This window comes from Nevskia sp. (assembly GCF_021732705.1).
GTDB lineage: Bacteria > Pseudomonadota > Gammaproteobacteria > Nevskiales > Nevskiaceae > Nevskia.
This window is the reverse complement of record NZ_JAKFUM010000017.1, coordinates 42277-61873: the sequence shown is the minus strand read 5'-3', so window position 1 is coordinate 61873 and position 19597 is coordinate 42277. Positions and strand designations below refer to the sequence as shown.

Genomic DNA, 19597 nt, shown 5'->3' with positions numbered 1-19597 from the left:
AGGGCCGCGCGGCCCAAGAAAAAGCCCGGCACCTGGCCGGGCTTTTTCGTTTCCAGTCGCCGCGAGCGATCGCCAGCGACTCGGCGCCGCACCGCGGCATCGACGATCAGTCGTTGCAGTAGCGGTTGTGCTGGTGACGATCGTCATGACGGCGATCGTAGCCATAGCCCGGCGCCGGGCGACGGTACTCGACGCGGCGATACTCGACTTCGCGCGTCGTGTAGCCGCGGCCGTAGCCGTCGTAGCGGCTGTCGCGACGGTCGTAGCCGCCGCCGTAACGGCCGTCGTAGCGATCGTCATGACGCGTGTCGTAGCGATAGTCGCGGCGGTTGCCGCTGTTGCTGCCGATCTGGGCGCCAACCAGGCCGCCGATGGCGCCACCGAACACCGCGGCATCGCGGCCGCCAATCGAATCGCCGACCGCGGCACCGGCTGCGGCACCAATGGCGGCGCCGAGGATCGTGTCACCGCGGCTGCCCGCCATGGCTGGCAGGGCGATGGCGCTGGCCATCAGCACCGTGGCAGAAATCATGGTCTTGAGCATGTCGAACTCCGGGGTCCGTTCGGACCGGTTGCGATGCCGGATTGGCACCGTGCGAGCACAGATTGCGAGCGAGGCCCTGAACCGATCCTGAACTGCGCGCGGCTCGCGAAAATCCCGCCGAACGGTCGATTCGCCATTGACCGGGCCTGCGGCTGACCGGCCCCAGAACGCAGAAAGCCCGGCCTGCCGCAGGGGCAGGCCGGGCTTGGCGCGACGCGCCGGCTCGATCAGGCCGGACGCGGCTTCTTCGGCTTCGGCCGCGGCCCGGCGGAAGCCTCGTACGGCGTCTTCGCCGGCGGCGCGTTCAGGCGGCTGAGCTTGAGCTGACGGCCGACGACCCAGACCTTCTGCAGGTCGCGGAAGATTTCCTTCGGCATGCCGGCCGGCAGGTCGACGAGGCTGTACTCGTTCTCGATCTCGATGCGGCCGATGAAGCTCGATTCGACACCGGCTTCGTTGGCGATCGCACCGACGATGTTGCCCGGCTTCACGCCATGGGCGTGGCCGACCTCGACGCGGAAGGTTTCCATCGGCACCGCTTCCTCGCGCGGCGTGCGCTTCGGGCGCGGCGCGTCGTCGCCACGATCGGCCGTCGCCGGCGGACGCCGTTCGAACGAGGCGGCCTCCGGTCGGCTGGCGCGTTCGGGCCGTTCGATGCGTTCCGGGCGCTCGGCGCGCGGCGGGGCATCCGGACGGGCCGGCCGCGGGCGCAGCGATGAACCGCTCTGCTCGGTGCGTTCCGGTCGATCACCGCGTTCCGGGCGCTCGCGGCGCTCGTACTCGCGACGCGGCGGCGCCGAGGCACTGGATTCGACCGTGTAGCCGCGCGCCTTCGGCGGCTCCGGCACATCGTCGAGCAGAAGGTCGGCGTCGCCCTGCACCAGCTTGGCGAGTGCTGCGGCGATGTCGAGCGCGGTGACGTTCCGCTCGCGCTCGAACTCGGTCAGGATCTGGCGGAACGGATCGAGGCCGCCGCTTTCGAGCGCGTCGGCGATCTTCTGCGTGAAGCGCGCGATGCGCTGCGTGTTCACCGCCTCGATCGACGGCAGTTCCATCGGCGTGATCGGCTGGCGCGTGGCGCGCTCGATCAGCTTCAGCATGTGCCGCTCGCGCGGCGACACGAACAGGATCGCTTCGCCCGAGCGCCCGGCGCGGCCGGTGCGGCCGATGCGGTGGACGTAGCTTTCGGTGTCGGTCGGAATGTCGTAGTTGAAGACGTGGCTGATGCGCTCGACGTCCAGACCGCGGGCGGCGACATCGGTGGCGACGACGATGTCGAGGCGGCCGTCCTTGAGCCGGTTCACGGTCAGTTCGCGCGCGCGCTGTTCCATGTCGCCGTTGAGCGCGGCGACGTTGTAGCCGCGCGCTTCGAGCTTGTCCGCCAGTTCCTGGGTCGCCGCCTTGGTGCGGGCGAAGATGATCATGCCGTCGAAGCTTTCGGCTTCGAGAATGCGGGTCAGCGCGTCGAGCTTGTTGTAGCCCGACACCAGCCAGTAGCGCTGGCGGATGTTGGTCGCGGTGGACGTCTTCGACTTGATCGTGACTTCGGCCGGGTCCTTCAGGTAGGTCTGGGCGATGCGGCGGATCACCGCCGGCATGGTTGCCGAGAACAGCGCGACCTGCCGCTGCGGCGGGGTTTCCTTGAGCACGTACTCGACGTCCTCGATGAAGCCCATGCGCAGCATCTCGTCGGCTTCGTCGAGCACCAGACACTTGATCTGCGACAGATCCAGCGTGCCGCGCTTCATGTGATCGAGCACGCGGCCCGGCGTGCCGACGACGACATGAACGCCGCGCTTCAAGGCCGACAGCTGCGGGCCGTAACTCTGGCCGCCGTAGATCGGTAGCACGTGGAAGCCCGGAATCTTGGCGGCGTACTTCTGGAACGCCTCGGCCACCTGGATCGCCAGCTCGCGCGTCGGCGCCAGCACCAGCGCCTGCGGCAGGCGCTGCTCGGCATCGAGCTTCGACAGGATCGGCAGCGCGAACGCAGCGGTCTTGCCGGTGCCGGTCTGGGCCTGGCCGAGGACATCGCGGCCCGACAGCAGATGCGGAATGGTCGCGCCCTGGATCGGCGACGGGGATTCGTAGCCCACGGCATCGAGCGCTTCGAGCACGTGCTCGGACAACGCCAGATCGCGGAAGGTGACGGAGGTTTCTGCAGCGGAATCGGACATGTCGGGACCTGATAGGAACGCTCGGGCACGAGCGTCCAGGGGGTTTTCATGGGGATACGAACGCCCACAAAAACTGCGGCACTCGAATGGCCGCGCGATTTTACTCGCTTGTGGCCCGGACCATTTCGGCTAGCCGGCTTTTTCGGCACGTTGCGCGCCCGGATGGCACCGCCCACCGGTCCGATGGCAGGCCCGCCGGCAAAGCCGTCATCGGGAAGTCCGTACAATCGCGACCCTCCCCCGCGCGTCGCCAGAGCCGTCCATGCTGATCAGCTTCAAGAACGTGAATCTCAACCTCGGCAACACGGTGTTGCTCGATCAGGTCAACTTCACGCTCGATGCCGGCGAGCGCCTGTGTCTGGTCGGCCGCAACGGGACCGGCAAGTCGACCCTGATGAAGGTGCTGACCGGCGAAGTCGCGATCGATTCCGGCGAACTGGTGCGCAGCCAGGGCCTGCGCATCACCGAACTGCCGCAGGACGTGCCGACCGGCATCGAAGGCTCGGTGTTCGAGGTGGTGGCCGACGGGCTCGGCAAGGCCGGTCGGCTGGTCGCGGAGTACCACCATCTGCTGCTGCACGAGCCGGACAACATGGACAAGCTCGGCCGCGTGCAGACCGCGCTCGAGGCGCTCGATGGCTGGACCATCGACAGCAAGGTGCATGCGATGGTCGAGCGCCTGCAGCTGCCGCCGGACCTCGATTTCGCCGAGCTGTCCGGCGGTCTGAAGCGCCGCGCGCTGCTGGCCCGGGCGCTGGTCGCCGAGCCGGACGTGCTGCTGCTGGACGAGCCGACCAACCATCTCGACATCGACTCGATCACTTGGCTCGAGGATTTCCTCGCCACCTGGCCCGGCACCCTGCTGTTCATCACCCATGACCGCGCCTTCCTGCGCCGCCTGGCGACCCGGATCATCGAGCTGGATCGCGGCATCCTGCGCAGTTGGCCCGGCACCTATGACGAATATCTGGTGCGCAAGGAAGAGGCGCTGCGGATCGAGGAACAGGCCAACGCGCTGTTCGACAAGAAGCTGGCGCAGGAAGAGGTCTGGATCCGCAAGGGCATCAAGGCGCGGCGCGTGCGCGATCAGGGCCGCGTCGAGCGCCTCAAGAAGCTGCGCAGCGAATATGCGGCGCGGCGCGAACTGTCCGGCGAAGCGAAGCTGGTGCTGCAGGAAGCGGAGAAGTCCGGAAAGCTGGTCGCGGAAGCGAAGAACATCAGCTTCTCGCGTGGCGACAAGCTGATCGTCAAGAACTTCTCGACCACGATCCTGCGCGGCGACAAGATCGGCATCATCGGCCCGAACGGCGCCGGCAAGACCACCTTGCTGAACCTGCTGCTGGCCAAGCTGGAACCGGACAGCGGCACCGTGCGCAACGGCTCGAAGCTCGAAGTGGCGTATTTCGACCAGCTGCGCGCGCAGCTCGACGATGCCAAGCCGGTGTTCGAGAACATCGGCGGCGGCAAGGACTTCGTCACCATCGACGGCAAGCAGCTGCACGTCATGAGCTACCTGCAGCAGTTCCTGTTCACGCCGGATCGTGCCCGCTCGCCGGTCAAGGCACTGAGCGGCGGAGAGCGCGCGCGTCTGCTGCTGGCGCGCCTGTTCGCCGAACCGTCGAACCTGCTGATCCTCGACGAGCCGACCAACGATCTCGATGTCGAGACGCTCGATCTGCTCGAAGAGCTGCTGATCGACTATCAGGGCACCGTGCTGATGGTCAGCCATGACCGTGCATTCCTGAACAACGTCGTCACCCGCACCTTCGTCTACGAAGGCGGCGGCCGCATCGGCGAGTATGTCGGCGGCTACGAGGACTGGCTGCGCCAGCGCAAGGATGTGTCGTTCACCGCGGTGCGGCCGGAGCCGAAGAAGGTCGAGACGGTGAAGGCCGAAGCGCCGAAGCCGGTGGTGACGGCGGCCCCGGGCCTGAACTCCAAGGAAAAGCGCGAGCTGGACAATCTGCCGAAGCAGATCGAGAAGCTCGAAAACGAGCAGCGCGAGCTGGGCCTGAAGCTCAGCGATCCGAAGTTCTTCGCCACGCAGCGCGAGCAGGCGCTGGCGACGCAGGCGCGGCTCGCGATCATCGACAGCGAACTGACCCGCGCCTATGCCCGCTGGGAGCAGCTCGAAGCGCTGCGCTGATCGTCCGTTCCAGTGCTGCGCGTCCGCCCGGGCGCGCGGCGGTTGGAACAGGACGGCATGAAAGCGGTCGCATCGGGCATAGCCGCTGCCGCACGGCGCACGCACGCTGCCGACTTTCCCGCTCCCGGAGCTTGCCCGCCATGTCCTCGATCCAATCGACCCTCCGCCGTCTGCTCGCCGTTGTCGCGCTGGTCGCCGCCAGCCTGCTCGGCAGCGTCGCCCACGCCGGCGGCATCGCGCCGTATACCGCCGAAGCCTACGGTCAGGCCCTGCAATCCGGTGCGCCGGTGCTGCTGCAGGTTCACGCCGAGTGGTGCCCGACCTGCCGCGCGCAGGCGCCGGTCGTGAAGTCGCTGGTGAATGATCCGAAGTACGCGAACGTCACCGTGCTGGTCGTCGATTTCGACCGCCAGAAGGACGTGCGCAAGCAGTTCAACGTGTCGCGCCAGAGCACGCTGGTGCTGTTCGCCGGCGGTCAGGAAGTGGCCCGCGCGACTGGCATCACCTCGAAAGGCGACATCGGCGCGCTGCTCGACAAGGCGCTCTGATCGCAGGCGCCGGGCCGAGGTCTGCCGATGAATCTGGCGACGCTGCCGCTGGCGGCGCTGTCCGGCGTGCTGTCGACCCTGTCGCCGTGCGTGCTGCCGCTGCTGCCGATCGTGATCTCGACGGCGGCATCGGCGCATCGCCACGGCGCGCTGGCGCTCGGCGTCGGGCTCACCGTGTCGTTCACCACCCTCGGCCTGTTCATCGCCACCGTCGGCGTGTCGCTGGGGCTGACCGAGGACGTGTTCCGGCAAGTGGCCGGCGTGCTGCTGATCGGCTTCGCGGCGGTGCTGCTGATCCCGCCGCTGCAGGCTGCGTTCACGCGGCTCGGCAGCGCGCTGGCGAACCGCGGCGGCCAGTGGTCGGCGCGGGTCGATGGCGCCGGCTGGCACGGGCAGCTGCTGGTCGGCCTGATTCTCGGCATGGTCTGGACGCCGTGCGTCGGGCCGACGCTCGGTGCCGCGGCAACGCTGGCCAGCGCCGGTCAGAATCTCGGTCAGGCCGCGCTGGTGATGCTGGTCTTCGGTCTCGGTGCGGCACTGCCGCTGGTCATCGTCGGCAGCCTGTCGCGACAGGCGCTGGTGCGCGTGCGCGGGCGGATGATCGGCGCCGCGCGCGGCGGCAAGCTCGTGCTCGGGCTGGCCTTCCTGCTGATCGGCCTCGGCATCGTCAGCGGCTACGACCATGACGTCGAAATCTGGCTGCTCGACCACGCGCCGGCCTGGCTGCTGGAACTGACCACGCGCTACTGAGCGGCACGGTCGCGCGGCGCGGCTGCGCCAACGGTCCTTGGCAGTCCGCGTTTCCGCGGATGCATCGATCCCGCCTTTCGTACGGGCCGCTGGCCGCGGCACCGCCGTTATCTATGCTGGCGCGGGGCCGGTGCGGACCTTGGCTTTCGACAAACCGTTGACGCGACCTTCTGTTGTAGGCTCTGTTTTCGCCCCCAAACCGCTGTTCGAGGCTGACCGACCATGACCCCACGTTCGACACTTTCCCGCTGGCTGCTGGCGGCCGTTCCAACCATCGCGGCATTGGCTGCGGTGCCGGCGCAGGCCGAGCAGTTCGAGCCGTTCGGCGAAATCCGCGGCTATCCGTCCGGCGTGATCTTCACCGGTGGTCTCGGCCTGCCGCTGTCGAACAACTACTACGGCTCGCTGCATGCCGGCTATAACGTGGCCGAGCGCGGCAACAACGGCGAGTTCGATGACGAAAGCGGCGGCGGCTTCGGCTTCGGCGGCACGGTCGACCGCTACTTCGGCCCGAACCAGACCGGCTGGTTCGCCGGCGGCCGCCTCGAACTGTTCTTCCTCGAGATCGACTACCGCGGCCCCGGCTCCGGCACGAGCGACATCACCGTGTTCCAGCCGACCGTGCGCGGCGGCTACGCGTGGCGCTTCGGCAACAGCGGCCAGTACGGCGTGCAGCTTGCCGTCAGCGCCGGCGCCGAGATCAACGTCGCGACGTCCGGTCCGGAAGTGGGCGAAGGCGCGATCGTGCTCGGCGGCGTGAGCTTCACGTTCAAGCCCTGATCGCCCGGCAGCGTCGTGCTTCGGTCACGCTGAACGAGCCGTCTCCGCTTGACTGAGGGGTTGTCCCCGACCTTGACGCCGCGCCGGATCGGCGCGGCGTTTTCGTTGCTGCTGCATGGCCTGCTGTTCGTGCTGCTGGTCAACCAGCTGAAGATTGCCGGCCGCGGCAGCCCGGCACCGCAGGCACCGAAGCTGATCCAGATCACGATGGCGCCGCCGTCGCCGACCGTCGCCGTCAGCCGCCCGAAGCCGGTGCCGCCGGCACCCGTTCCACCACCGCCGCCGAAGGTGATCGAGCCGCCACCGGAACGCGCGCCAACCCCGACGCCGATTCCGGCAACGCCACCGAAGCCACAGCCGTCGCCGCCGAAACCGCCACCGCCCGCAGCCGCGGCCAGCGCCACGCCGAAGCCGCCGGGTGCGGCCACGCAGGCGCCGAAGCCGGCCCCGCCGCCGCCGGAAGAAACGCCGCAGGAATCGCTGATCGGCCGCATCCACGACAACTGGCTGGAACCGGCATCTGCGCCAAGCCAGTTCAAATGCCTGATCCGGATCGATTATCTTGCCGGCGGCCGGATTGCCGCCGTGCATTTCGTCAAGCCCTGCGGCAGTTACGAGCTGGAGGAATCGGTCCGCCGGGCGGTCTGGAAAAGCCAGCCGATTCCGCTGATCGAAGCCCGCACCGCCGCCGGCACCATCGACATCGAGTTCACGCCATGACGTCTGCTGTCCTGTTCCGTCGCTGTCTGCTGGGCGCCCTCGGTGCGCTTCCGATGCTCGCGCCAGCCGCGGCACCGGTTCGCGCCGCCACGGCGAACGCGCCGGTCGCTGCAGCAGCGGTGGCCGCCAGCGGCTGCAAGCTGACGGTCAATCACCCCGCCGGCAGCCGCACCGCCTATTTCCGGCACTGTGCCGACACGCCGGAGATGGTCCGCTTCAGCGGCGGCCGCTTCATGATGGGCGATGCCATCGGCAACGGCCGCGAGTTCGAGCGGCCGGCGCATGCGGTCACCGTCGCGCCGTTCGCGATCGGTCGTTACGAGGTCACCCGCGGCGAATGGGCGGCCTGCGTCGCCGCCGGGGCTTGCCTGTCGCCGAGTTCGGTGCCGAACGGCGCCGAGGCCGGGCCGCGCCACCCGGTCACCGGCATCAACTGGAACCAGGCGCGGCAGTACGTCGAGTGGCTCGCCGCGCGCAGCGGCCAGCCGTATCGCCTGCCGTCGGAAGCGGAATGGGAATACGTGATGCGCGCCGGCGTGGCCGCCGATGGCGCGCAGACCTTCAGCCAGCCGAGCCAGTACACCTGCAGCTACGCCAACGCGCTCGATCAGTCGGCCACTCTGCGTCACCCGGAACTGACCTGGAGCGCCGGCTGCAACGACACGTTCCCGGACACCGCACCGGTCGGCAGCTTTCCGCCGAACGCGTTCGGCGTGTCCGACCTGCAGGGCAACGTCTGGGAGTGGGTCGAGGACTGCTGGCATCCGACCTACGAAGGCGCGCCGACCGATGGCCGCGCCTGGATCGATGACGGCGGCTGCCGCAAGCGGGTCAACCGCGGCGGCGGCTGGGGCAATGGCGCCGGCGCGATGCGGCCCTCGAACCGCGACGCCGATGCCGCGAACAACGTCAGCGACGCCCTCGGCTTCCGCGTGGCACTGACCCTGCCGGCAACTGCCGTCAAGCGGACGCCGGCGCCGACGGCAACCCCGCGCTGACGAGGCGCCGGACGGCGCGCTACTTCGCGAACACCTTCTTCAGCAGTTCGCTGGTCCGCGCGGCCGGGTTCTCGCGGATCGACCTTTCCTCGTCGGCCACGCGCAGGAACAGGCTGTCGAGCGCCTTCTGGGTGACATAGGTATCGAGATCCGGCGCGCCGAGCGTGGCGGCCAGCGGGCCGGCGCTGGCGACAATGCCCTTGTACTGCTGTGCAAGGCCCGCCTTGGCCGTGATGCCGGCGACGATCGGCCGGAACTTCGCCAGCAGCGTGTCGCCGGTCGTTCGCTTGAAATACTGCGTCGCGGCATCCGGTGCCCCGCCGAGAATGCCGCGCACGTCGTCGACGGTCAGCTTCTTCACCGCTTCGGAAAAGACATCGGCCGCGACCGGCACCGCCGATTCGGCCGCGCGATTGATCGACAGGTGCAGCTCGTCGAGCTTCGGTCCGGCTCCGAAGCCGCGCAGCACGGCATCGGCCTTCTTCAGCGGCTTCGGCAGCGGTATCTGGAAGCGCGCGTTCTTCCAGTAGCCATCGGTGCTGCCAAGCTGGCTGACCGCCGACTTCGTGCCCTTGGCCAGCGCCTCCTTGAGGCCGGCGCCGATGTCGGAATCCGACAGCGCGCTCGCCGCGCCGGGCTGGGACAGCGCCTTCTTCGCGAAGTCGCTGAACTTGTCGGCCCGCACGGGCTGCGGTAGCGCCGAGGCCAGCAGGATCATCGACGCGGCAGCGGCGAAAACGGGCAACAGCAGGGGGCGGCGGGGCGGGGTCATCGATCGGCTCGGTTCGGAATCCACTCGGGGCACTGTGGGCAGACAGCCTCGCCTGCGGATGATCGTCGGTCGCGATGACGGCGGAAAGTCCGTCGTTTCGCACCGGCGACCGACAAACGAAGCCGCCCGCCACAAGCAAAAAGCATGCGTTTTCACCTCGACCTGCGTACAATCTGCGATCTTTTTCTTGCTGCGCCGCAGCAAGCACGCACGACCGAGACGCATCCGTGAGCCTTCAGAACCTTCGCAACATCGCCATCATTGCCCACGTCGACCACGGCAAGACTACGCTCGTCGACAAGCTCCTGCGTCAGTCGCAGACCCTCGACGCGCGCGAAAACCTCGGCGAACGCGTGATGGACTCGAACGATCTCGAACGCGAGCGCGGCATCACCATCCTGTCGAAGAACACGGCGATCCGCTGGCGCGACGCGCGCACCGACATCGAATACCGCATCAACATCGTCGACACCCCGGGGCACGCCGACTTCGGCGGCGAAGTGGAACGCGTGCTGTCGATGGTCGACTGCGTCTGTCTGCTGGTCGACGCCGCCGACGGCCCGATGCCGCAGACCCGTTTCGTGACCCAGAAGGCGTTCGGCATGGGCCTGAACCCGATCGTCGTGGTCAACAAGATCGACCGTCCGGGCGCCCGCGCCCACTGGGTGATCGATCAGGTGTTCGACCTGTTCGACAAGCTCGGCGCCACCGACAAGCAGCTCGACTTCCCGATCGTCTACGCTTCCGCGCTGAACGGCTATGCCGGCGACAACCCGGACATCCGCGAAGGCAACATGGACCCGCTGTTCCAGACCATCGTCGATCAGGTTGCGCCGCCGAAGGTCAACAGCGATGGCCCGTTCCAGATGCAGGTGACCTCGCTCGCGTACTCGTCGTACGTCGGTGTCATCGGCACCGGCCGCATCACCCGCGGCAAGGTCAAGCCGAACCAGCAGGTCTCGGTCGTCGGCCGTGACGGCGCCGTGCGCACCGGCAAGGTGCTGCAGGTGCTCGGCTTCATGGGTCTGGACAAGATCGAAGTGCCGGAAGCGGAAGCCGGCGACATCGTCGCCATCACCGGCATCGCCGACCTCGGCATCTCCGAAACGATCTGCGACCTGAAGAACCCGGAACAGCTCGCGACCCTGCAGGTCGACGAGCCGACGATGAGCATGATGTTCGAGGTCAACAAGTCGCCGTTCGCGGGCAAGGAAGGCAAGTTCGTCACCAGCCGCCAGATCGGCGACCGCCTGCAGCGCGAGCTGAAGACCAACGTCGCGCTGCGCGTCGAACAGGGCAACGCCGGTGACCAGTTCAAGGTCTCGGGCCGCGGCCTGCTGCACCTCGGCATTCTGCTGGAAAACATGCGCCGCGAAGGCTACGAGATCGCCGTGGCGCGTCCGGAAGTGATCGAGAAGGAAATCGACGGCGTGATGTGCGAACCGTACGAAACGCTGGTTGCCGATGTCGAGGAAACCCATCAGGGCGGCACCATCCAGGGCCTCGCCGAACGCGGCGGCAAGATGACCAACATGGTTCCGGACGGCAAGGGGCGCGTGCGTCTGGAATACACGATTCCGTCGCGCGGCCTGATCGGCTTCCAGACCGAGTTCATGTCGATGACCTCGGGCACCGGCCTGCTGTTCCACAACTTCGACCACTTCGGCCCGAAGGCCGAGAACGCCGCCATCGGCAATCGCCACAACGGCGTGCTGATCTCGAACGAGCAGGGCAAGACCGCGCCGTACGCGCTGTTCAACCTGCAGGAGCGCGGCCGCATGATGGTGGACGCCGCCGTCGACGTGTACGAAGGCCAGATCGTCGGCATCCACTCGCGCGACAACGATCTCGTCGTCAACGTGCTGAAGGGCAAGAAGCTCACGAACATGCGCGCCTCCGGCTCGGACGAGAATGTGCTGCTGACCCCGCCGGTCAAGCATTCGCTGGAGCAGGCGCTGGAGTTCATCAACGAAGACGAACTGGTCGAACTGACGCCGACCTCGATCCGCATCCGCAAGAAGTTCCTGAAGGAACACGAGCGCAAGCGCGGCCGCAGCGAAGCAGCCTGAGTCCAAGTACTGACTCTGCAGCCCGAACGCCGACGAAAGTCGGCGTTCTGCTTTTGGACCGGCCAGCCTTCCGTAGACAGTCAGTTGCCGCTTAGCGCGAAGCGCCTTGCAAACGCTAACGGTGACACGCCGCCGGCGGAACCATGCCGACGGATTGGGTTGTAGAACATCTCGATGTAGTCGAAGACGTCGGAAACTGCGGCAGCTCGCGTGGGGTAGATCCGGCGTTTGATGCGTTCCTTCTTTAAGGCGCTGAAAAAGCTTTCCGCGACTGCGTTGTCGTGACAGTTTCCGCGACGACTCATGCTCGGCAACATCCGGTGCGCCTTCAGGAACGACTACCAATCGCTGCTCGTGAATTGGCAGCCCTGATCGGAATGAACCAGCACCCGGCACATAGTGCACAGGCGAAACTCCCCAGCATGCACGCGCATGAACGCGCACTTCGCCTTCACCCCCTGGCAAAGTACGCGGCGGCTTTTTGAGGATGTCGCGCTCTTCGGTGACCCGCTTGAGCTCAGCCTTGAGCCGACGCACTTCGGCAGAATCGCTCGTCGGCGCGACTGTCCCAGCAGTCGGGCCCGAAGCCTTGCTCGCGCTTTGCACCCAGCCATACAGCGTGTGCCTGGGAATCCCGATCCGCGTTGCCACGTCCACCACCGTGAAGCCGCGCTCGACCACCTGTTTCACCACCTCGCTCTTGAGCTCGTCCGTGTACTGCCGATTGCTACTCATAAACACCTCGGTCATTGCCTTCGATTATGGCGACTAAGGTGTCTACAAAAGGCTGGCCGGTCCAATCGCCCTACGGTCAAGGAAAAGTACCGGATTGCATTTGGGCTATCTCGCTGCGCACTCGGGGAATTTGTAAGGTGTCACCGTAAATTCGGAGTCCACGATGGTGGATGCAACGATCTGGACCGCGTTTGCCCGCGGCATCGGCCTGGGCGGCTCGCTGATCGTCGCGATCGGTGCGCAGAACGCCTATCTGCTGAAGCAGGGACTGAAGCGCGAACATGTCTTCGTGCTGGCTTCCCTGTGCTTCGTGTCCGACGCCACGCTGATCGCGGTCGGCTGCGGCGGCTTCGGCACGCTGGTGCAGCAGAGTCCGCTGCTGCTGCACGCGGCCGGCTGGATCGGCGGCCTGTTCCTGCTGGCGTATGCCGCCCGCAGCCTGCGGGCGGCGCTGCGTGATCCGGGCACGCTGGAGGTCGACAGCGCGTCGAACGCACCCGTCGCGCTGCGCGCGGCGGTGCTGACCTGCCTTGCCGTGACCTGGCTGAATCCGCACGTCTATCTCGATACGGTGCTGCTGGTCGGCAGCATCGGCGGCCAGTACGGCGGCAGCGCGCGGCTGGCGTTCGCGCTCGGTGCGATGGCGGCATCGTGCCTGTGGTTCTACGGCCTCGGTTACGGCGCGGCGGCCCTTGCCCCGATGTTCCGCCGGCCGATCACCTGGCGCGTGCTCGATGCGCTGATTGCCGTTGTGATGGCAGCGATCGCCGTCACCCTGCTCGCACCGGAAATCTCCGGTCTGCCGACGGCGATCGGCTGATCACGGCGGCGGCGCGGCCTGCTTCTGGGTCAGGGTCTGACCAGCGGCGCCGGAATAGAACACCAGCACCCGCGCGGTCGTGCTGCCGGTGTTGCGGCCGTTGTGCGGCGTGTCGACGACCTCGACCACGGTCTCGCCCTTCTGGAACGTGCGGCTGCGACCATCGGCCAGCATCACGGTCCATTCGCCTTCGAGCACCACGCCGAACGACGGCGCCGGATGCGTGTGCCAGCCGGTTTCCGCACTCGGCGCCAGCGCGATTTCCAGACCGGTGATCTCGGCCTGACCGTCCGGATAGTGCAGCAGCGCGCCGTTCCAGCTGGTGCTCGCCTTCAGACGTGGCGTCACTTCGATCGCGGCCGGTGTCGCCGGCGACTCGGGGCTCGGGGGTGCAGCGGCAGCGCTGGCCACCGCCACCAGCAGGGACAGCACCAGCGAGGCAACCAGCGGCGTTCGGGGGCTCGTCATATAGCGGGGACTCAGCGGTGGTGACCGCAAAATCCTCGCGTGCACAGGTGCATTCGGCAAGCCCGCGTGCAGCCGGCCGGTCGATCGCGCGGACCGGGTCAGAAGCTGACGCGGGCCTCGCCGAAGAAGGTGCGGCCGGGGAACGGATGGTTGATGAAGTAGCGTTCGTCGGCGAGGTTGTCGATGCCGAAACCGATGCCGGCGTTCCGGGTGATCTGCCAGGTCAGCTTCGAGTCGAACACGACATAGCTGCTGATGCCGTTGTACGCGCGCGGATTGATGTCGCTGTTGTCGACGGTGGCGAACTGCTTGCCCGAGTAGCGACCGGAAAAGGTGATGCCGATATCGGACGTGATGCCGTAGTTCGCGAGAAAGCTGGCACGGACGCGCGGCAGCTGCGGAAATTCCTTGCCGACGGTGGCCGGCTGGTTGCGGTTCGCCAGCACTTCCGAGTGGTTGACCGCGGCGGTACCGATCAGGCTCAGGCGCGGGATCACGACATCGCGCGCCTCGGCCGACAGCTCCGCGCCGAAGATCCTGACGTGATCGATGTTCTGGGCATCGCTGACACTCGGCACGTTGCCGCTGTTGGTCTGGTTGAACAGCGTGTCGCGCGTGTCTTCCAGATACAGCGAGCCGCGCACGCGGGCCTTGTGCCAGGTGCGCTCGGCGCCGAATTCGGCCCAGTTGCCGCGCTCCGGCCTGAGGTTCGGATCGCTGTTGGCAATCACCAGCGGCGAGATCGAGCCCTGGAACAGCTCGATCACGGTCGGGAAGCGCGTGGCGCGGGCATAGCTCAGGCGCAGCAGCCAGTCCGGCGTCGGCGTGTACTCGATCGCGGCCTTCGGCGACACCGCCTGTTCATTGCGATTCGGCAGGTCGTTGGTCACCGTCGGCGTGACGCTGACGGCGTCGAACGTGTGCCAGTACTCGGCGCGCAGTCCGAGCACGGTCTTCCAGTCCTCGGCAAAGCGCCAGGCGTCCTGCGCGTACAGCGCGTGGGTCTGGGTGCGGCCCTTGGCGCGGCTCAGCTCGCTGCCGCGGCCGCCGGAGCGCCAGTTCGCGGTGTTGTTGCGCAGCTGCCGGAAGTCGTACTGGTCGACGTGATAGCCGAAGGTCAGCCAATGCCGCTCGCCCGCCACCGGCTTGCGATCGAACTTCAGGTCGAAGGTCTGCCAGCCGCTGCCGCCTTGATCGTTCAGCGTGCCGGCGCCGCCGACGAGGCTGCCCGGCTGCGCCGTGGTGGCCGCGCGCTGGAGGTTCTCGAGCATCTCGTAGTACGAGGCGATGGCGGTGAAGTTCCAGCCGCTGGCGTAGTCGGACTTGAGCGTGGCCGCGACATTGAGGTGCTCCTCGCTGCCCAGCGCCGGCGAGAAGCTGGTGGCGGGAATCGTGTAGCGGATGCCGCCGATGTTGACGTTGCCGGCGAACACCGGGTTGCCGGCGGCATCGCGCAGATACGTGGTGTTGCCGGGCTCGCCGGTGATGCGGTCGTTGGTCCAGCCGGCGACCGTCACCCGAGCCTGCAGGGTCGAGGAAAAGTCGTACGCCAGCTTGGCCTTGAACTCGTTCTGCCGCGTGTTCTCGATGTTGCCGCCGCCCGGACCCAGCAGCACGACATCGGCGCCGCTGCGGTTCTGCGTCGGAAACGCGCCGCTGACGATGACCGTGTCCGCCGGCTGTGCCGGTGTGGTCGAGACCGGCAGCGCGACGAAGCCGTTCGGCTGGCTCGTGGCATCGAGCCGGTTGACGCCGAGCAGGAAGCTCCACTTGCCGACGCGATTGCCGATGAAGGCATTGGCGGTGTAGCCGGAGAACGTGTCGCGGGTGCCGAAGTAGTTGAAATCCTGACTGTTGGCCTGGAAGCCGGCGCTGACCTGCAGGGTTTTCGGCAGGCTGGTGGTGAACAGCACCGCCGCGCCGATGGCATTGCCGGAATACAGCGCCGAGTAAGGACCGTAGATCACGTCGACCCGCTCGATTTCCTCGGGCAGCACCAGCGACCAGCGCGGCGCGATCTGATCCTGCGAACCGAGCAGGTTCGACAGCAGCACGCCATCGACCAGCACCAGCGCGCGGGCCGTCTGGCGATTGTTGGTGCCGCGCGTCTCGACACCGCCATTCCGGTCGCCGATGTAGCGCTTGCGCGTCGCGATGTTCGGCAGGTACTTCAGGCTGTCTTCGGAGCTGGTGATGTTCTGCACCGCCAGATCGGCCCGGCTGAGGCTTTCGACCGTGCTCGGCGTGTTGGCGTCGACCGGTGATTTCTGGCCGCGAACCTGCACGTCCTTGAGCTTGACGGCGGTATCGTCGGCCGCCACCTGGACCGCCGCACCGGCCGTCTCGACGGCTTCCGCAGCCGCGCCGCTTTCGCCGGGCTCCGCCGCGGCCACGCCGTGCGCCAGACCGAGGCACGCCCACCCGAACACCGCCGCCGACACCCGACCCCGCTGACCTGCGTGCATCGATATCCCCTTGAAAACGGTTTCCGACTCGAATGCCTGCAACCGCCGCCAGCAGTTCCTGCCGGCCATGCGGTTGGGATTATTGTTATGAATGTTTTTGCTTACTGCTTACTAAGCTAGCCGAAGGCGCGTGCATCCCGCGTTGATCGCCATCAGTCGTGCGCTCGGGCCGAACCGGCGCTGCGCGCTGCGAGATCGGACGACCGTCGCCGCGCGGCAGTGGTTACATTCTTGCGATGCCCACCCAAGCCCCGCTGCCGTGACTGCCATGACCTTTCGCCCGACCCTGAATCGCCTGCCCGCCGCGTGTGTCACAGGCCTTGCCGCCGCGTTGGTCGCCGCCGTCACCGCCTGCTCCAGCCCCGCGCCGCAAGCGCGGTCGGGTGCGTTCGAAACGGCGCCCGCCGCCGATGGCCAGCCGGCGCTGCCGCCGATCGAGGAAGCGACCGTCGCGCAGCTGCAGGGCTGGCTGGCCGAAGGTCGGCTGACATCGCGGGCGCTGGTGTCGTTCTATCTGGCGCGGATCGCGGCGATCGACCATGGCGACAACGGTCTGAAATCGGTGATCGAGCTGAACCCCGGTGCGCTGGCCGTGGCCGACCTGCGCGACGCCGAACGCCGCACCGGCAAGATTCATGGCCCGCTGCACGGCATTCCGGTGCTGCTGAAGGACAACATCGCGACCGCCGGCACCGGACCCGAAGTGATGGAAACCACGGCCGGCTCGCTGGCGCTGGTCGGTCACCGTCCGGCGCGCGATGCCCACCTTGTCGAACGCCTGCGGGCCGCAGGTGCCATCGTGCTGGGCAAGACCAATCTCAGCGAATGGGCCAACTGGCGTTCGACCCATTCGTCCAGCGGCTGGAGCGGCCGCGGCGGCCAGACCCGCAATCCGTATGCGCTGGATCGCAACGCCTGCGGCTCCAGTTCCGGGTCCGGCGCGGCGATTGCCGCGAATCTCGCCGCGATCGCCGTCGGCACGGAGACCGACGGCTCGATCGTCTGCCCGAGCACGGTCAACGGGCTGGTCGGCCTGAAGCCGACCCTGGGCCGGGTGTCGCGCAGCGGCATCATCCCGATCGCCGCCAGCCAGGACACCGCCGGGCCGATGACCCGCACGGTGGCCGATGCGGCGCTGCTGCTCGATGCCCTCGCCGGCCGCGACGATGCCGATCCGGCGACGAAGGCGCTGACCGGTGCGCGCGCCAGCGAGTGCTTCCACTGCGGGCTGGCAGCCGCGTCGCTGCAGGGTGTGCGGATCGGCGTGCTGCGCAAGCTGGCCGATTTCCTGCCGAGCGTCGAATCGCGCTTCGACGAGGCGATCACGGCCCTGAAAGCGGCCGGTGCCGTGATCGTCGACGACGTCGAACTGCCGAATCAGGGCGACTACGACGACGACGAGTTCCTCGTGCTGCAGGTCGAGTTCAAGGACGGCATCGCGAAGTATCTGGCCGCGCTCGATGCCGACGCGCCGAAGACGCTGTCGGCGCTGATCGCGTTCAATGCCCGGGAAGCCGCGCAGGAAATGCCGTACTTCGGACAGGAGCTGTTCACGATGTCCGACACGGTCGGCCCGCTGACCGACGCGAAGTACCGCAAGGCACGCGCCCGCTCGCTGAAGCTGGCCGGCCGCGATGGCATCGATGCGGCGCTGAAGAAGCACAAGCTCGATGTCCTGATCGCCCCGACCGGCGCCCCGGCCTGGCTGACCGACCACACGCTCGGCGATCACGTCATCGGCGGCGGCATCTCGTCGGCTCCGGCGGTGTCGGGCTATCCACACCTGACCGTGCCGATGGGCTTCGTCGACGGCCTGCCCGTGGGCCTGTCGTTCGTCGGCCCGGCGTGGAGCGAAGCGCGCCTGCTGCGCTACGGCCACGCCTACGAACAGGCGACGAAACTGCGCCGCCCGCCGACCTTGCCGGCCTCGAACACGATCGCCACCGCGACCAGCGTCGAACGATAAACTCCGCCCGCGTTCCAAGAAACGCGCGTCACAACAATCGTCAGAACTACTGGAGGAGTTGCCCGTGTCGAAGCGTTCGTTTGTGTGGGCCGGCGCCATGGCGCTGGCCGTGGTGCCGTCGCTGGTGCAGGCGCACGGCCCGTCGCGGCTGAAGGTGACGGAGTCGATCGAGATCGCCGCTCCCGCCGACAAGGTCTGGGCGAAGATCGGGAAGTTCGACGATGCCGCGTGGATTCCGGCGGTTGCCAAGACCGACGCCAAGGGCGGCAGCGAGGTCGGCGCCACCCGCGTGCTGACGCTGAAGGCCGAAGGCGCGCCGACGGTTGCCGAAGAGCTGACCAAGTACGACGCGGCCGCCAGGACCTATACCTACAAGATCACGATGGTCGAGCCGAAGGTGCTGCCGGTCAGCAACTACTCGTCGACGATCACCGTCAGCGGTGACGGCGCCACCAGCAAGGTCGAATGGCGCGCCGGCTTCTACCGCGGCTATCCGAACAACGACCCGCCGCCGGAACTGAACGACGACGCCTCGCAGGCCGCCGTCACCAAGCTGTACCAGAGCAGCCTCGCCGAACTGAAGAAAGCGCTCGAAAGCGGCAAGTGAGCCGCGGCATCGGCAGCAGCGTCGCGCGCGGGATCGCGCTGGCTGCGGCGCTGCTGCCCGCGTCGGCCCCAGCCGCCGAGGCTCGCGAGTTCGCCTTCGTGCCGGCGCAGGTCGCGAACCGGGTCAGCGTCATCGATCTGGCGACGATGACCCGCGTTTCGGATATCCCGGTCGACGGCAAGCCGGCCGGCATCGCCATCGCCACCCAGGCCGGCCGGGCCTATGTCACCAGCCCGGAAGGCCGCTGCGTCAGCATTCTCGATACGGCCAGCCGCAGCGTCGTCGGCAAGGTCCCCGTCGGCGGCGGGCCGCTCGGCATCGCCGTGCCGCCCTCGGGCAGCCCGGTCTACGTTGCGGACTGGTACGAGCATCGCGTCTATGCGATCGATCCGGTGACCCGCGCCATCTCCGGCTTCGTCGCGGTCGGCCAGTCGCCGAGCGGCCTCGCGATCACCGATGACGGCCACACGCTGCTGAGCGCGGACCGCGACGACGATCAGGTCTCGATCCTCGATGCCGACACGCTGACCGTGCGCGCCGTGGTCAAGGTCGGCACGCGGCCGTTCGGCGTCACGCTGTCCGCCGACGGCCGCCGCGCCTACACCGCGAACGTCGGCAGCCACGATGTCAGCGTGATCGACGTGGCCAGCGCCCGCGTCATCGGCACCGTGCCGGTCGGCGAGCGCCCGTACGCCGTGGCCTTCGCCAGTGGCCGCGGTTTCGTCACCAACCAGTACGCCGGCACCGTCACCGCGTTCGACGAGCAGACGCTCGCCGTGCTGGCGACGATCCCGGTCGGCGACTACCCGGAAGGCATCGACACCAGCGGCGACGGCCGCTCGGTCTATGTCGTGAACTGGGAAAGCAACACGGTGCAGCAGATCGATGCGGCAACGCTGCGCGTCACGCGCATGGTCGACACCGCCGACGGGCCACGCGGCTTCGGGCGCTTTGTCACTTCAATACCGGTTAAGTAGCAGCAAACCACTGACCAAGATACCTCTGGGCTCGATATACAGAAAACAATATTTC

Annotated in this window: 16 protein-coding genes and 1 pseudogene; 11 read left to right on the top strand and 6 right to left on the bottom strand. The window is 67.6% G+C overall.

The genetic code is table 11. From position 1 onward, the window contains the following. Positions 1–106 precede the first annotated feature (106 nt). Both QZ951_RS17900 and QZ951_RS17895 read right to left on the bottom strand, forming a co-directional pair. Entirely contained in the window at positions 107–544 is a 438-nt protein-coding gene (locus QZ951_RS17900; RefSeq protein ID WP_293003058.1) for a glycine zipper domain-containing protein, read from the bottom strand. A 227-nt stretch (positions 545–771) separates the two neighbouring features. After that, complete coding sequence (locus QZ951_RS17895) at positions 772–2721, bottom strand: DEAD/DEAH box helicase (RefSeq protein ID WP_293003056.1); 1950 nt, start codon at positions 2719–2721, stop codon at positions 772–774. A 262-nt stretch (positions 2722–2983) separates the two neighbouring features. On the opposite strand from QZ951_RS17895, the gene QZ951_RS17890 reads away from it, so the two are divergent. The 6 genes from QZ951_RS17890 to QZ951_RS17865 all read left to right on the top strand — a co-directional run bounded on the left by QZ951_RS17890 (position 2984) and on the right by QZ951_RS17865 (position 8663). After that, on the top strand, positions 2984–4867 hold the full coding sequence (locus tag QZ951_RS17890; protein ID WP_293003054.1) for an ATP-binding cassette domain-containing protein: 1884 nt from the start codon (positions 2984–2986) through the stop codon (positions 4865–4867). Between the two features lie 140 nt (positions 4868–5007). Next, positions 5008–5415, top strand: a complete 408-nt coding sequence (locus tag QZ951_RS17885) for a thioredoxin family protein (RefSeq protein WP_293003052.1) — start codon at positions 5008–5010, stop codon at positions 5413–5415. A gap of 27 nt (positions 5416–5442) precedes the next feature. Then, a complete protein-coding gene (locus QZ951_RS17880; protein ID WP_293003050.1) occupies positions 5443–6165 on the top strand; it encodes a cytochrome c biogenesis CcdA family protein in 723 nt (240 codons plus the stop codon). 222 nt (positions 6166–6387) lie between these two features. Then, positions 6388–6945, top strand: a complete 558-nt coding sequence (locus QZ951_RS17875) for a hypothetical protein (protein WP_293003048.1) — start codon at positions 6388–6390, stop codon at positions 6943–6945. 60 nt (positions 6946–7005) lie between these two features. Beyond that, positions 7006–7665 carry a TonB C-terminal domain-containing protein gene (locus QZ951_RS17870; RefSeq protein ID WP_293003046.1) on the top strand — a complete coding sequence of 220 codons (660 nt, stop codon included), beginning with the start codon at positions 7006–7008 and terminating at the stop codon, positions 7663–7665. Further along, positions 7662–8663: a formylglycine-generating enzyme family protein gene (locus QZ951_RS17865; protein WP_293003044.1), complete on the top strand. Its 1002-nt coding sequence runs from the start codon at positions 7662–7664 to the stop codon at positions 8661–8663. Before QZ951_RS17870 ends, QZ951_RS17865 begins: the two co-directional genes overlap by 4 nt. Positions 8664–8682: 19 nt before the next feature. On the opposite strand, the gene QZ951_RS17860 is transcribed toward QZ951_RS17865, so the two are convergent. Further along, positions 8683–9435, bottom strand: a complete 753-nt coding sequence (locus tag QZ951_RS17860) for a DUF4197 domain-containing protein (RefSeq protein WP_293003042.1) — start codon at positions 9433–9435, stop codon at positions 8683–8685. Positions 9436–9662: 227 nt separating this feature from the next. Between QZ951_RS17860 and typA the strand changes: the two genes are divergently transcribed. Continuing rightward, positions 9663–11504 (top strand): translational GTPase TypA, encoded by a 1842-nt coding sequence (typA, locus tag QZ951_RS17855; protein WP_293003040.1) that lies wholly within the window; start codon positions 9663–9665, stop codon positions 11502–11504. Between the two features lie 80 nt (positions 11505–11584). On the opposite strand, the pseudogene QZ951_RS17850 reads toward typA, so the two are convergent. Then, positions 11585–12239, bottom strand: a pseudogene (locus tag QZ951_RS17850) (transposase). A gap of 163 nt (positions 12240–12402) precedes the next feature. Between QZ951_RS17850 and QZ951_RS17845 the strand changes: the two are divergent. Further along, positions 12403–13059: a LysE/ArgO family amino acid transporter gene (locus QZ951_RS17845; protein ID WP_293003038.1), complete on the top strand. Its 657-nt coding sequence runs from the start codon at positions 12403–12405 to the stop codon at positions 13057–13059. On the opposite strand, the gene QZ951_RS17840 is transcribed toward QZ951_RS17845, so the two are convergent. Together QZ951_RS17840 and QZ951_RS17835 are read right to left on the bottom strand one after the other, a co-directional pair. Then, entirely contained in the window at positions 13060–13527 is a 468-nt protein-coding gene (locus tag QZ951_RS17840; RefSeq protein ID WP_293003036.1) for a cupin domain-containing protein, read from the bottom strand. 98 nt (positions 13528–13625) lie between these two features. Further along, positions 13626–15992 carry a TonB-dependent receptor gene (locus QZ951_RS17835; RefSeq protein WP_293003034.1) on the bottom strand — a complete coding sequence of 789 codons (2367 nt, stop codon included), beginning with the start codon at positions 15990–15992 and terminating at the stop codon, positions 13626–13628. Between the two features lie 268 nt (positions 15993–16260). Here QZ951_RS17835 and QZ951_RS17830 point away from each other — a divergent pair, with 268 nt between their 5' ends. The 3 genes from QZ951_RS17830 to QZ951_RS17820 all read left to right on the top strand — a co-directional run bounded on the left by QZ951_RS17830 (position 16261) and on the right by QZ951_RS17820 (position 19542). After that, positions 16261–17958 carry an amidase gene (locus QZ951_RS17830; RefSeq protein ID WP_293003031.1) on the top strand — a complete coding sequence of 566 codons (1698 nt, stop codon included), beginning with the start codon at positions 16261–16263 and terminating at the stop codon, positions 17956–17958. Positions 17959–18055: 97 nt separating this feature from the next. Continuing rightward, positions 18056–18565, top strand: a complete 510-nt coding sequence (locus QZ951_RS17825; RefSeq protein WP_366943981.1) for an SRPBCC family protein — start codon at positions 18056–18058, stop codon at positions 18563–18565. Beyond that, positions 18562–19542: a YncE family protein gene (locus tag QZ951_RS17820; RefSeq protein ID WP_293003026.1), complete on the top strand. Its 981-nt coding sequence runs from the start codon at positions 18562–18564 to the stop codon at positions 19540–19542. Before QZ951_RS17825 ends, QZ951_RS17820 begins: the two co-directional genes overlap by 4 nt. The last annotated feature ends 55 nt before the right edge of the window (positions 19543–19597 follow it).